This window comes from Nocardia jinanensis, assembly GCF_014645735.1.
In the GTDB taxonomy this organism is placed as follows: Bacteria; Actinomycetota; Actinomycetes; order Mycobacteriales; family Mycobacteriaceae; genus Nocardia; species Nocardia jinanensis.
The window spans coordinates 697,739-710,423 of record NZ_BMMH01000001.1 but is presented as its reverse complement, the minus strand read 5'-3'; the positions used below and the strand labels follow the sequence as shown (position 1 = coordinate 710,423).

General features: G+C 69.5%; 13 protein-coding genes. 8 read left to right on the top strand and 5 right to left on the bottom strand.

The features are described 5' to 3' along the window. Positions 1-540: a DUF3093 domain-containing protein gene (locus IEY68_RS03265; protein WP_189093997.1), complete on the bottom strand. Its 540-nt coding sequence runs from the start codon at positions 538-540 to the stop codon at positions 1-3. 52 nt (positions 541-592) lie between these two features. Here IEY68_RS03265 and dut point away from each other — a divergent pair, with 52 nt between their 5' ends. Together dut and IEY68_RS03255 are read left to right on the top strand one after the other, a co-directional pair. Further along, positions 593-1,087, top strand: coding sequence for a dUTP diphosphatase (gene dut / locus IEY68_RS03260; RefSeq protein ID WP_189093996.1), 495 nt, complete (start codon positions 593-595; stop codon positions 1,085-1,087). Position 1,088: 1 nt separating this feature from the next. After that, on the top strand, positions 1,089-2,030 hold the full coding sequence (locus tag IEY68_RS03255) for a DUF3710 domain-containing protein (protein WP_062995987.1): 942 nt from the start codon (positions 1,089-1,091) through the stop codon (positions 2,028-2,030). Positions 2,031-2,074: 44 nt separating this feature from the next. On the opposite strand, the gene IEY68_RS03250 is transcribed toward IEY68_RS03255, so the two are convergent. Further along, positions 2,075-2,773 carry an alpha/beta fold hydrolase gene (locus tag IEY68_RS03250; RefSeq protein WP_062996119.1) on the bottom strand — a complete coding sequence of 233 codons (699 nt, stop codon included), beginning with the start codon at positions 2,771-2,773 and terminating at the stop codon, positions 2,075-2,077. Positions 2,774-2,895: 122 nt separating this feature from the next. Here IEY68_RS03250 and IEY68_RS03245 point away from each other — a divergent pair, with 122 nt between their 5' ends. The 3 genes from IEY68_RS03245 to shbA all read left to right on the top strand — a co-directional run bounded on the left by IEY68_RS03245 (position 2,896) and on the right by shbA (position 4,809). Next, positions 2,896-3,300: an OB-fold nucleic acid binding domain-containing protein gene (locus IEY68_RS03245; protein WP_062995985.1), complete on the top strand. Its 405-nt coding sequence runs from the start codon at positions 2,896-2,898 to the stop codon at positions 3,298-3,300. Positions 3,301-3,303: 3 nt separating this feature from the next. Next, positions 3,304-4,029: a DUF3159 domain-containing protein gene (locus IEY68_RS03240; RefSeq protein WP_062995983.1), complete on the top strand. Its 726-nt coding sequence runs from the start codon at positions 3,304-3,306 to the stop codon at positions 4,027-4,029. Between the two features lie 141 nt (positions 4,030-4,170). Next, the gene (shbA, locus tag IEY68_RS03235) at positions 4,171-4,809 is read left to right on the top strand and encodes an RNA polymerase sigma factor ShbA (protein WP_189093995.1); all 639 of its coding nucleotides are present in this window, start codon (positions 4,171-4,173) and stop codon (positions 4,807-4,809) included. Between the two features lie 38 nt (positions 4,810-4,847). Here shbA and IEY68_RS03230 read toward each other — a convergent pair whose 3' ends face one another. Both IEY68_RS03230 and IEY68_RS03225 read right to left on the bottom strand, forming a co-directional pair. Beyond that, positions 4,848-5,567: a potassium channel family protein gene (locus IEY68_RS03230; protein ID WP_062995981.1), complete on the bottom strand. Its 720-nt coding sequence runs from the start codon at positions 5,565-5,567 to the stop codon at positions 4,848-4,850. A 2-nt stretch (positions 5,568-5,569) separates the two neighbouring features. Further along, positions 5,570-6,235 carry a potassium channel family protein gene (locus tag IEY68_RS03225; RefSeq protein WP_062995979.1) on the bottom strand — a complete coding sequence of 222 codons (666 nt, stop codon included), beginning with the start codon at positions 6,233-6,235 and terminating at the stop codon, positions 5,570-5,572. 185 nt (positions 6,236-6,420) lie between these two features. Between IEY68_RS03225 and IEY68_RS03220 the strand changes: the two genes are divergently transcribed. Then, on the top strand, positions 6,421-8,409 hold the full coding sequence (locus IEY68_RS03220; RefSeq protein ID WP_062996116.1) for an APC family permease: 1,989 nt from the start codon (positions 6,421-6,423) through the stop codon (positions 8,407-8,409). A 6-nt stretch (positions 8,410-8,415) separates the two neighbouring features. Further along, positions 8,416-9,810 carry a class I SAM-dependent RNA methyltransferase gene (locus IEY68_RS03215; RefSeq protein WP_062995977.1) on the top strand — a complete coding sequence of 465 codons (1,395 nt, stop codon included), beginning with the start codon at positions 8,416-8,418 and terminating at the stop codon, positions 9,808-9,810. 23 nt (positions 9,811-9,833) lie between these two features. On the opposite strand, the gene IEY68_RS03210 is transcribed toward IEY68_RS03215, so the two are convergent. Next, positions 9,834-10,499, bottom strand: coding sequence for an SIMPL domain-containing protein (locus IEY68_RS03210; RefSeq protein ID WP_062995975.1), 666 nt, complete (start codon positions 10,497-10,499; stop codon positions 9,834-9,836). A 231-nt stretch (positions 10,500-10,730) separates the two neighbouring features. Between IEY68_RS03210 and dxs the strand changes: the two genes are divergently transcribed. Next, complete coding sequence (dxs, locus tag IEY68_RS03205) at positions 10,731-12,629, top strand: 1-deoxy-D-xylulose-5-phosphate synthase (protein WP_062995973.1); 1,899 nt, start codon at positions 10,731-10,733, stop codon at positions 12,627-12,629. The last annotated feature ends 56 nt before the right edge of the window (positions 12,630-12,685 follow it).

Genomic DNA, 12,685 nt, shown 5'->3' with positions numbered 1-12,685 from the left:
TCATACCGCGCTCGGGATCCCGAGCGCGGCAAGGACCGCTGCGGGCCGGCGCGTGCTGACCAGCCAGTAGGGCGTCGGGTCATCGGGATCGTCGAGCACCAGCAGCACCAGGGTGCCGATCCACGGGCGGTGCTGGACGTAGGCCGCGGGATCGAGCTGACGTCCCAGCGCCGCGCTCTTGGCGCTCTTGGGCACCACGGTCGCGCGAGCGACGAACGACACCGGCAGATGGGCCCGATCCACCCGCAGTTCGGAGGTGCCCGTCGCGTCCGGTGCGACTTCGAGCCGATGCCGGCTCATCCACAGCAGCACCCAGACGGGGACCGGGAACAGCAGGACGTAGGGCAGCCAGGCGCGCAGGCCGGGCGCTCCCATATGGATCTCCGCGGCGAGCAGACCGGCAAGGGCGAAGCCCACCGGCCACCACCACAGCGGCACCCAGAGGCGCTCGCGATAGGTGGCTGGTTCCGGTCGCGCGCGGTGTTGGGTTTCGCGCTCCGCGAGGTGCTCGGTTTCGGTGGGTCGAGGCTGGTCGGACACGACTCAACACTAAGCGACACTCGCACCGGGCCTGCGCGTAGGCTGATCGGACGTGAACGCACTCTCACCGATACCGCTGCTCCGGCTGGACCCCGGGATCCCGATGCCGACGCGCGCCCACGAAGGCGACGCGGGCGTGGATCTGTGCACCGCCGAGGATGTCGTCCTGGAGCCGGGCGAGCGGGTACTGGTCGGTACCGGTATCGCCGTCGCGCTGCCGGTGGGCACCGTGGGCCTGATCCATCCCCGCTCCGGGCTGGCGGCCAAGACCGGACTATCCGTGGTGAACACACCGGGGACCATCGACGCCGGGTATCGGGGCGAGATCAAGGTCTGCCTGATCAACCACGATCCGCGCACCGCTGTCGAGTTGCGCCGCGGTGACCGGATCGCGCAGCTGCTGGTGCAGCGGGTGGAACTGGTCGATTTCGTGGCGGTGGACCGGCTCGACGAATCGGCACGGGGTTCGGGCGGTCACGGATCCAGCGGAGGACACGCGAGTTTGACGCCGGGCGGGGCGGACACCGCCGACGGCAAGGAGGCCTGACATGTTCGGACGACGGAAATCCGGCGGACGCAGATCCGATGACGGGCACGACACCGGCGAGTACAGCACCGGCGAGTACGAAACCGGCGAATACGAGGACTACGACGACGGTGGGTATCACCGTGCCGATTACGACAAGTCCTACAGCGGCGAATACGACGACAGCTACGACGACGGGTACGGCGGCGCCGCCTACAGCGACGCCTACGATGCCGCGATCGACGATCCCGACACCGAACCCCAGCGGCGCGGTCCCTACGACTACGACGATGTCGCCGAGGTGCTGGAGACCTTCGCCGATACCCGGCTCGATCTGGGCTCGGTGATCCTGCCGGTGCCGCCGGGCGGGCAGTTGCAGGTCGAGATGACCCCGCAGGGCACCCCGCAGGCGGTCCACCTGGCCACCGAACACGGCCGCATCACCGTCGCGGCCTACGCCGCGCCCAAATCCAAGGGTCAGTGGCGTACGGTCGCCGCCGATCTCGCGGAATCGTTGCGCAAGGACGGTGCCCGGGTCTCGGTGGAGAAGGGCCCGTGGGGCCGGGAACTGGTGGCGGTCACCGAGGGCGCGGATCTGCGGTTCATCGGTGTGGACGGCGCTCGCTGGATGATCCGGCTGGTGGCGGCGGGCCCGTCCGGTTCGACCGCGGCGGGTGGGCCGCTGGTCGTTGCGGCGCGTACGGTGCTGAGCGAAACGATCATCCGGCGCGGTACCGATGCGCTGCCGGTGCGCGAACCGCTGCCGGTGGTCTTGCCGCAGCAGCTCGCCGAGCAGCTCACCGCCGCCCATCAGCAGCAGCAACAGCAGGCCCAGCAACAGGTCGCGACCCCGCCCCCCGGGGCTCGGCCGTCGCCGACGCCCGCGGTGCTCCCGCCGCAGCAGCCGCAGCAGCCGCGCCGTGGTGCCGAGGGGTCGGCGATGCAGCAGCTCGGCCGGAACTGACCGATCGCGTCCTGTTCCCGCTCCAGGTGGGAACAGGACCGGCGTCAGCCGAGGTGCCGCAGCGCCAACCGGCCGAGCACGGCCGGATCGGCGCCGAGTTCGGCCAAGGTCACCTCGGCGAGCGCCGAGCGGGGCGCGCGGCGTGCCCATTCCCGTCCCACGATCGCCGGATGCACCGGATCGTCCGCCGCGGCGACCACCGCGAGCGGGACAGCCAGTGCGTCCAGCAGGGCGGGCTCGGGCCATTTGTACTGCGCGGCCTCCTCCAGCGCTCCCGGGAGTCCGGGCCACTGGGACCGCCACGATCGGGTCAGCGCATCGGCAAGCCAGGTGGGGCTGCTCGCCCGCATCCGGGCGAGGACCGGTTCCAGGCCCTCAGCGCGCAACTGCGCCGCGGTCGCCGCGGCGCTGAGCGTCGCGGGACAGTCCGCGGTATCGGGGCCCGTCCAGGCGGGTAGTGCCGCGACGATGCCGCTGATATCGGCCGGGTCCCGGCCGGCAGCCCATTCGACGGCGACCGCGGCTCCGAGCGAGATCCCGGCGGCCAATACGGGGCCGCGGACCGCGGCGTCGTCCAGGGCTGTGCGGTAGCTCTCGATCACCGCGTCCGGATCGGGGTCGACGGCGACGAAATCGAGGCCGGCGGCGGCGGATGCGGGACCGAACGCGCGGCGGGCGAAATGTGCGTCGGAACCGGTTCCGGGCAGCGCGACGACGACGGCCGGACGTGGGGAATCGAACATCGGACCGAGCGTAGCGGTGCCGCCGGTACCCATCTACAGTGGCGGGTGCGGCCACAGCCGGGCCGTAGCAGGAAATTCGGATGACGTGCAATCCATGTCATCCGCGCACAGGAGAGCAGGCGATGTCTTCCGCGGCAGGAAGAAAAGCGGGCGCCAAGTCCGCGACCGGATATTTTCGCAGGCTCGGCCGCAGATTGACCGAGGATCTCGATCAGCTCGACGCCGAGCAGTTGGCGGAGACAGCGGACGCTTCGGGCGCCTGCCGGGTCTCGGAGTGCCGGCGCGGTGAGGAGGCGACGATGCTGGGCCGTTTGCGCAGTGTCGACTCCTGTCCCCAGGCTTCGGGTGCGAGCATGCAGGCGGAGTTCTTCGACGGCACCGATGCCATCACGCTGGTGTGGATCGGGCGGCGCCGGATTCCCGGTATCGAATCGGGACGACGCATCATGGTGCGTGGCCGGATCGGCGAACGTGAAGGCCGTAAGGTGATCTTCAACCCCTACTACGAATTGCGCGGAAACAGCTGACGTATGCCATCGAGCGACGAGTACGCCACCACGCGGCTGCCCCGGGCCGTGACCGGACCGGAACCCGCGCCTGCGGAAGATCCCCCCGACGACACCGCTGAGGGACCGGCGCAGCAGACCCTGCTGGAGCAGCTGGGAGGCTTCGGCGGCCTGATCTACTCGACGCTGCCGGTGCTGCTCTTCGTACCGGTGAACACTCTGTTCGGGCTCACCGCGGCGATCTGGGCGGCGCTGGGGGTGGCGGCGGCCATCCTGGTGTGGCGGCTGATACGGCGCGAGCCCATCCAACCGGCGATCTCCGGTTTCGTGGGCGTGGGTATCTGCGCCCTGATCGCCTGGCGGGTGGGGGAGGCCAAGGGCTTCTTCCTGTTCGGCATCTACACCAGTCTGATCTACGGCGCCGCGTTCCTGATCTCGATCCTGGTCCGCCGGCCGCTGGTCGGTGTGGTGTGGGGTGTTCTCAACGGCCACGGCGGCGATTGGCGCGGCGATTCGCGGGTGGTCCGCCTCTACGACATCGCGACTGTCGCCTGGGTGCTCGTGTTCGGCGCCCGCTACCTGGTCCAGCACCACCTCTACGACGCGGACAGCACGGGCTGGCTCGCCACCGCGCGGATCGCGATGGGCTGGCCGCTCACCGCCATCGCGCTGGTGGTGACGGTCTGGGCGGTGCGCCGCGCCGGGCATCTGCCCGCCGCTTCCGGGCGGCACTCCGCCGACGCGGACTGATCCCGCGTACTGCCCGCATCATCGGGAGGACCGGGCTGCACCGGAAGGGTGGACCAGGACCCACCCTTTGGTGTCTATCTCCGGGCCGCCGTTCATCGGACGATCGTCTACAGGAAGACGATCTGCCGAGAGGACTGGCGAATGCGAACCGAGCAGCACGCGATCACACGCCCGGAGCGGGGGTACGAGCACCCGGTGCGGTCCCAGAGCCGCCGGGTCTCCGCGGAACTGGATATTCTCGTCCCGGCAGCGGCCGCGGGTGACCGCGCCGCCGTGGCCGAGATCCTGCGACTTGTCCAGCCCCTGGTCCAGCGCTACTGCCGGACTCGCCTCGGTAATGCGACCCATCTGCACGTCACCGCCGACGATGTCGCGCAGGAGGTGCTGATGGCCACCGTGCAGGCCCTCGGGCGCTACCGGGACCAGGGGAAGTCGTTCCTCGCCTTCGTGTACGGCATCGCGGCGAACAAGGTGTCCGATGCCTTCCGGGGCGCACAGGTCCACCCGGCCTACCCCGTGGCCGACTTCCCGGATGCGATGTCGACCGCGGCCGGACCGGAGGAGCGGGCACTGGCCGCCGAACGCGGCGACCTGGCCCGCGAGTTGATGGCGCAGCTCAACCCCGTGCATCGCAAGGTGCTGGTGATGCGGATCGTGCTGGGATGGAGTGCGGCCGAGACCGCGGCGGCGATCGGCACCACCCCCGGTGTCGTCCGGGTAATGCAGTATCGGGCGTTGAACAAGCTGCGCTCGCGCGCCGCGCAGCCCGTCGCCGCCTGACAGCCGGGCTCAGGAGCAGGCCGAGTGCTGTCGGGTGGTCAGTATTCGGCGTCCTGCGCGGGCGTCAGGCCGGTGGTGTGGCCGGGCGGCGGTTCGATACCGTGCGGTCCCAGCACGGCACGCAATTCCTCCTCGGCGGTGGCGGAGACCACGAACAGCAATTCGTCGTCGCCTTCGAAAGGGTCGTCGGGCTGCGGCACGATGACCCGGCCGCCGCGCAGAATGGTGACCAGCGCGGAATCACGCGGCAGGGTCAGGCTGCGTACCGGCTTCCCGGCCAGCGTCGTATCCGGGGGCAGGGTGAGTTCGACCAGGTTGGCCTGGCCCTGCCGCAGAGTCATCAGCCGGACCAGATCACCCACCGAGACCGCTTCCTCCACGAGCGAGGCGAGCAGGCGGGGCGTGGAGACGGCGACATCGACCCCCCACGAATCGTCGAAGAGCCATTCGTTGCGCGGATCGTTGACCCGCGCGACCACCCGGCGGACCCCGAATTCGGTTTTCGCCAGCAGACTGTGGACGAGATTGGTCTTGTCGTCGCCGGTCGCGGCGATGACCACTTCGTAGTCCTCCAGACCGGCGTCCTCGAGCAACGCGAGTTCGCAGGCGTCGGCGTGTACCCAGACGGCATCGGGGACCGCATCGCGGTCGATATGATCGAGCTGGCGTTCGAGCAGCATCACGCTGTGTCCCGAACGTAGTAGTTCGCGGGCGATGGAGCGGCCCACGGCCCCGGCCCCGGCAATGGCCACTTTCATGATCAGTCCTTGCTAGCTGGAGGTTTCGCGGCCAGTGCGACGGCCTCACCGGCGGAGCCGGACGTGGCCGCCACGTACACGATGTCGTCGGCCTGCACGACGGTCTTGGCATCGGGCAGGATGCCCTGTCCGAACCGGATGACGAACGCGACCCGCGCCCCGGTGGCGGCCTCGAGTTCGCTGACCGTGCGTCCGTACCAGTCCTCGTGCAGGAGCAGCTGGGCGACGGCCACGGTCCCGGTGGGATCGCGCCAGGTGGTGGTGCCGGCGTCACCGATCAGTGTGTGCAGGAAACGGTCGGTCGTCCAGGGCACTGTCGCGATGGTCGGGATACCGAGCCGCTCGTAGACGGCGGCGCGTTTGGCGTCGTAGATACGGGCGACCACCCGCTCGATACCGAACATCTCCCGCGCCACCCGGGCGGAGATGATGTTGGAGTTGTCACCCGAGGAGACCGCCGCGAAGGCCCCGGCCCGCTCGATTCCGGCGCGGCGCAGGACCTCGCGGTCGAAACCGACACCCACGACCTGCTCGCCGGGGAAATCCGCGCCCAACCGGCGGAACGCGTCCGGATTCCGGTCGATCACGGCGACCTCGTGACCTATCCGGACCAGGGCGCGGGCCAGCGACGCCCCCACCCGGCCGCATCCCATGATCACCACGTACACGGTGAACCTCGCTCCTGACTCGGTCTGCCCTACGGCAAGTGAAACAGCCGTGTGGCTGCTGCGAAAACGAACCGTACTCGCTGGTTCTCGCCCTCAGCCACGTTCCCCCCGCGGGGGGTGGTCAAACCCCGCCTTCCGGTGATGCGTCGCAGCGCAGTGGGGCGCGGGGGCTTATGCTCCGTCCGGTGTCGAAGTTGACGACCGCCACCAAGCGTCTGGTGTTGGGGCGGCCATTCCGTAGTGACTCCCTGGGCCACACCCTGCTGCCGAAAAGAATCGCGTTGCCGGTGTTCGCCTCGGACGCGATGTCCTCTGTCGCCTACGCGCCCGAGGAGATCTTCCTCGTGCTGTCGGTGTCCGGACTCGCCGGTTACGCCTACGCCCCGTGGCTCGGATTGGCCGTTGCGGTCGTTCTGGTCATCGTGGTCACCAGCTATCGCCAGAACGTGCACGCCTACCCGTCCGGCGGGGGTGATTTCGAGGTGGTCACCACGAACCTCGGTGCCACGGCCGGTTTGACGGTCGGCAGTGCGCTGCTGGTGGACTATGTGCTGACCGTCGCCGTCTCGATCTCGTCGGCCGCCTCGACGATCGGCTCGGCGATCCCGTTCATCGCCACGCACAAAGTGCTGTTCGCGGTGGCCGCCATCGCGCTGATCACCGCGATGAACCTGCGCGGAGTCCGCGAGTCCGGCCGGTTGTTCGCACTGCTGTCGTATGCCTTCCTGTTCGGTATGTTCACCATGCTGGTATGGGGGCTGATCCGGATCTTCGTCCTGGACGACGAGGTGCGCGCCGAATCGGCGTCCTTCGAACTGCGTGCCGAGGACGAACATCTGGCCGGGCTGGCGCTGATCTTCCTGCTCGCGCGCGCGTTCTCCTCGGGATGTGCGGCACTCACCGGTGTGGAGGCGATCAGCAACGGAGTCCCGGCCTTCCGTAAGCCGAAATCGCGCAATGCCGCGACCACGTTGCTGATGCTGGGCACGATCGCCATCGTGTTGTTGCTCGGCATGATCGTGCTCGCCCGGCAGGCGCATGTGGTGTTCGCCGAACATCCCGAACAGCTCGTCGGCGCGCCCGAGGGATACCACCAGAAAACGCTGATCGCGCAGATCGCGCACGCGGTGTTCAGCGGTTTCACCCCGGGCTTCTACTTCGTCGCCGTCGTCACCGCGGTCATCCTGGTACTCGCCGCCAATACGGCTTTCAACGGATTCCCGGTCCTCGGCTCGGTTCTGGCGCAGGCGCGGTTCCTGCCGCGCCAGCTGCACACCCGCGGCGATCGGCTCGCGTTCAGTAACGGGATCCTGTTTTTGGCCGTGGGTGCGATCGCGTTCGTCATCGCCTTCGACGCGGAGGTGACCCGGCTGATCCAGCTCTACATCATCGGCGTATTCGTCTCGTTCACCCTCAGCCAGACAGGCATGCTGCGACACTGGAGCCGGCTGCTGAGCCGGGAAACCGATCCGGCCGAACGGCGCCGGATGATGCGCTCCCGCGCCATCAACGCGCTCGGCCTGGTGGCCACCGGCGCCGTACTGGTGATCGTGTTGATCACGAAATTCTTCGCCGGCGCCTGGATCGCCATCGTCACCATGGCGGTGATCTTCGTGATCATGAAGATGATCCATCACCACTACAACTCGGTGGCCCGGGAACTGGAGGAACACGAATGGGACGGGGTGCTCCCGAGCCGCACCCATTCGATCGTCCTGGTGTCGAAACTGCACCTGCCGACGCGCCGGGCACTGGCCTACGCTCGGGCCGGGCGGCCGGACACGCTGGAGGCGATCACAGTGAACGTCGACGAGGACGACACCCGCGTGCTCGTGCGGGACTGGGAGAGAAGCGATAACCCGGTACCGCTGAAGGTGATCGAATCGCCCTACCGCGAGATCACCAAACCGGTACTCGACTACGTGAAGCGGGTGCGCAAGGACGCGCCGCGCGATGTGGTGACGGTCTTCATCCCCGAGTACGTGGTCGGGCACTGGTGGGAACAGGTACTGCACAACCAGAGCGCGCTGCGGTTGAAGGGCCGTTTGCTGTTCGAACCGGGTGTGATGGTGACCAGTGTGCCGTGGCAGCTCAGTTCCTCGGCCCGCGCCCGCGCGGCGGGCGAACCCGCGGCGCCGGGAGCAGTTCGTCGCGGATACGGCGACAACGGATGAGGTGTCATGAGTTCCTGGCGTGATCGTGTGCTCGTGGTACGGCTCGGGAAGCCGGGACACGGCGGGTTCTGCGTGGCCCGCCACGAAGGCCGGGTGGTTTTCGTCCGGCACGGGCTGCCCGGTGAACTGGTGCGGGCCCGGGTCACCGAGGATCGAGGCGGTGCGTTCTGCCGGGCCGAGGCCGTAGAGATCGTCGAGGCCTCGCCGGACCGGGTCCCGGCCACCTGCCCGGTCTCGGGTCCGGGCGGGGCGGGGTGCTGTGATTTCTCCTACGCCACCGTGGCGGCGCAGCGGCGGCTCAAGGCCGCGGTGGTGGCCGAGCAGCTGAGCCGGATCACCGGAATCGAGCGCGCGGTCGAGGTGGAACCCATCACCGGGTCCGGTGCCGACACCGGCGGCTGGCGTACCCGGATCAGGCTCGCGGTGGACGCCGCGGGCCGGGCCGGTGTGCACCGCTACCGCAGTACCGGCGTGCTGACCGATCTCCGCTGCCCGCAGCCGGTGCCCGATGCCCTGGACGGTATCGATCGAGGCCGCTGGACACCGGGTGCGGAGCTGGTGATCGCGATCGACGACACCGGAGCCAGGCATATCGTCGAAATCGCGCCACCGGCACCGGAGACCGGCCGCCGCGGCGGCAACCGGCACGGCGGCCGGTCCGGACCGGGCGGCCGGGCGGACAGACGCAGCAGCGGTTCGCGCGGCCCACGTTCGGTTTCCGAGCGCGCCGAGGCGGCGGACACGGAGCCGGAGACACCGGGCGCGCAACGCCGCCGTACCGCGGCCCGGCGGGCCGCCGCCCGTACCGACCGCGACGAATGGGTGGTCGAGGGCAGCGGCCGGGCCGTGCAGTATGTGGCCGGCCGCCGCTGGGAGGTGTCCGCGGCCGGATTCTGGCAGGCACATCGCGGTGCCGCGCAGTGCTATTCGGATATCGTCGCCGACTGGTCCGATCCGGGTGCCGGCGCGACCGCGTGGGATCTGTACAGCGGTGCGGGGGTCTTCGCGGCGCGGCTCGCCGAACAGGTCGGACCCACCGGTGCGGTCCTGGCCCTGGAATCCGCGCCCGCCGCGGTATCCGACGGTCACGCGGCCCTGGGCGACCTGCCGTGGCTGGAACTACGCGCCGGCAGGGTGGAACAGTGGGCCGGCGCGCACCGTGGGGCGCGGCCCCGGGTCGTGGTACTCGATCCGCCGCGTGCCGGAGCGGGCAAACCCGTGGTGCACGCCGTGGCGGCCGCCGAGCCGGACCGGATCGTGCACATCGGTTGCGATCCGGCGTCCTTCGCCCGCGATCTGCGTCTCTATCTGGATGCCGGATACGGGCTGACCGCACTGCGTGCCTTCGACGCCTTCCCCGCCACCCACCACGTGGAATGTCTTGCGCTCCTGGAACGCTGAGCGTCCCGGGCGCCGACGCGCGCCTACTTCAGCTGCCAGGTCGCCCGCAACGTCGCGCTGATCTCGGTTTCACCCGATTCGATCGGAACCGCCGCCGGGGCGGACGCGGCGACCAAGCGGATGCCGCCGGGTTCGGCGGGCTGCTGCGGGGGCGGCGCGGTGGTGTGTTCGGTGATCTCGAGCACGGATCCCAGCTCGCGCGCGGCGCGCCGGGCGTACTGCCGCGCCTTGTCCAGTGCGTTGTCCCATGCGGCGTCACGCGCGCGCTCCAGTAGACGCTCCCGGTCGGCGAAGGTGTGCCGCAGACCACCCAGCCGCGCGTCGTCGCCGCCCGCCGCCACGGCATGGGCGACGATCTCCGACGGGGCCGGGCGCGCGGGATCGGCCGCGGCCGCGAGGGTGACCGTGAGCGAGCTGGTCGCGATATAGCCGATAACCCGTGAAGTGCCGTCCTGCCAGGCGGTATCCGAGCGCACCGAGAGCATGCCGGTATCGATATCGGAGCCCGGGACGCCGTCCTCGCGCAGCGCGGACGTCAATGCCGTCACGCTCCGGCCGGCCCGGTCGTAGGCCAGGGCCACGGTGCTCGCGCGACATTCGACGCCTATCGTCAGCACGATCAGGTCGGGGGCGGCACGTACGCTGCCGTACCCGAATACGGTCACCGTTCCCACCTGCGGCTGGGTCATCCGGTCTCCTCGTGATCGGTCTCCGGCGCCCGTCGGTGCGCCGCTGTCCCGGGGCCTGCGGCCGGACGCGGTTCGCGCGGCACCCGCTACTCACCTTAGGCTGGACCGATACGCCGGACCGCGGTTCCGGCCCGGTGCGGAGGCGCGTACGGCGCGCCGCCCGGGTGGTGCAGTCGGCCGCGGCTCCTAGACTGGTCGGATCAACTGCGCTATCCGGAGGGAGCGAATCAGGTGGGAGTGCTTTCCCGGGTCGATACGCCCGAAGACGTGCGTCGGCTCTCGGCACCGCAACTGCGGGAGCTGGCGGCCGAGATCCGCGAATTCCTGGTGCACAAGGTCGCCGTCACCGGCGGGCACCTGGGACCCAACCTCGGGGTGGTGGAGCTCACCCTCGCCCTGCACCGGGTTTTCGATTCGCCCGCCGACCCGTTGATCTTCGACACCGGGCATCAGGCCTATGTGCACAAGATCGTGACCGGTCGCAAGGACCGGTTCGACACCCTGCGACGCAAGGACGGCCTGTCGGGTTATCCGAGCCGCTCCGAGAGCGAACACGATTGGGTGGAGTCCTCACACGCTTCGGCGTCGCTGTCCTATGCCGACGGTCTGGCCAAGGCGTTCGCGCTCACCGGACAGGACCGTCACGTCGTGGCCGTGGTCGGTGACGGGGCACTCACCGGCGGGATGTGCTGGGAGGCCCTGAACAATATCGCCGCCGGCGAAGACCGCCCGGTGGTGATCGTGGTCAACGACAACGGCCGCTCCTACGCACCCACAATCGGCGGGCTGGCCGATCGGCTCACCGCGCTGCGCACCCAGCCGGTGTACGAGCATATGCTCGACACCGGTCGCCGATTCCTGAAAAGCATTCCTGGCGTGGGGGATTCCGCGTACTCGATGGTGCACGCGGTGAAGGCCGGGATAAAGGACGCGGTGAGCCCGCAAGAGCTCTTCAGCGATCTCGGCCTCAAATACGTCGGTCCGGTCGACGGGCACGATCTCATCGCGCTCGAATCGGCGCTGCGCCACGCCAAAGATTTCGGCGGGCCGGTGGTGGTGCACGCGGTCACACAGAAGGGCCACGGTTACGAACCGGCCGAGAACCACGAGGCCGATCAGATGCACGCCTGCGGCCCCATCGACCCGCTCACCGGCGAATCCGTGAGCACCGGGACCGCGGTCAGCTGGACCTCGGTGTTCTCCAGAGAACTCATCGCCCACGCCGAGCGCCGCGAGGACATCGTCGCGATCACGGCGGCCATGCCGGGGCCCACCGGGTTGTCCGCGTTCGGTGATCGCTTCCCGGACCGGCTCTTCGATGTCGGTATCGCCGAACAGCACGCGCTCGCTTCCGCGTCGGGTCTCGCGCTCGGCGGGCTGCATCCGGTGGTCGCCATCTACTCGACCTTCCTCAACCGGGCCTTCGATCAGCTGCTGATGGATATCGCCCTGCTGAAACAACCGGTCACTCTGGTACTCGACCGCGCCGGTATCACCGGCGCGGACGGCGCCAGCCACAACGGCATGTGGGATCTATCGCTGCTCGGCATCGTGCCGGGTATGCGGGTCGCCGCGCCGCGCGACGCCGCGACCCTGGCCGAGGAACTGACCGAGGCGCTCGCGGTGAGCGACGGCCCGACGGCATTGCGGTTCCCCAAGGACAATGTGGGCGCCGATATCCGGGCGATGGAACGGCTCGACGGCGTGGATGTGCTGTGGCTGCCGGACCGCGAGGGACCGTCGGCGCAGGCCCAGCGTGGTGATGTGCTGTTCGTGGCCGTCGGTGCGCTGGTACCGGCCGCGCTGCAGGCCGCGGAGCTGCTGGAGGCCGACGGAATCACCGCTACGGTCATCGATCCGCGCTGGGTGCTGCCGGTCTCCGACACCATCGTCAAACTGGCCGAGAACTACCGCCTGGTGGTGACCTTGGAGGACAGCGGCCTGCACGGCGGGATCGGCGCGACCGTTTCGGCCCGGCTGCGCGCCTCGGGACTGGATGTACCCGCGCGGGATATCGGTATCCCGCAGGAGTTCCTGGACCACGGCAGTATCTCCCAGGTCCGGCAGGAACTCGGCCTCACCGCCCCCGATATCGCCCGTCGCGTCACCGGCTGGCTGGACGCGCCCTGACCGCGGGCGTGCGGGACCGGTAGCGCACGCGGCGCTGCCGGGGGCGCGCCGAGGCG

What these genes read in the sequence shown, in the direction of transcription:
- IEY68_RS03215 (WP_062995977.1), top strand. Translation starts at nt 8,416, where the DNA reads ATGAGTTCCTGGCGTGATCGTGTGCTCGTGGTACGGCTCGGGAAGCCG.
- IEY68_RS03255 (WP_062995987.1), top strand. Translation starts at nt 1,089, where the DNA reads ATGTTCGGACGACGGAAATCCGGCGGACGCAGATCCGATGACGGGCAC.
- shbA (WP_189093995.1), top strand. Translation starts at nt 4,171, where the DNA reads ATGCGAACCGAGCAGCACGCGATCACACGCCCGGAGCGGGGGTACGAG.
- IEY68_RS03240 (WP_062995983.1), top strand. Translation starts at nt 3,304, where the DNA reads ATGCCATCGAGCGACGAGTACGCCACCACGCGGCTGCCCCGGGCCGTG.
- IEY68_RS03210 (WP_062995975.1), bottom strand. Translation starts at nt 10,499, where the DNA reads ATGACCCAGCCGCAGGTGGGAACGGTGACCGTATTCGGGTACGGCAGC.
- IEY68_RS03230 (WP_062995981.1), bottom strand. Translation starts at nt 5,567, where the DNA reads ATGAAAGTGGCCATTGCCGGGGCCGGGGCCGTGGGCCGCTCCATCGCC.
- IEY68_RS03245 (WP_062995985.1), top strand. Translation starts at nt 2,896, where the DNA reads ATGTCTTCCGCGGCAGGAAGAAAAGCGGGCGCCAAGTCCGCGACCGGA.
- IEY68_RS03250 (WP_062996119.1), bottom strand. Translation starts at nt 2,773, where the DNA reads ATGTTCGATTCCCCACGTCCGGCCGTCGTCGTCGCGCTGCCCGGAACC.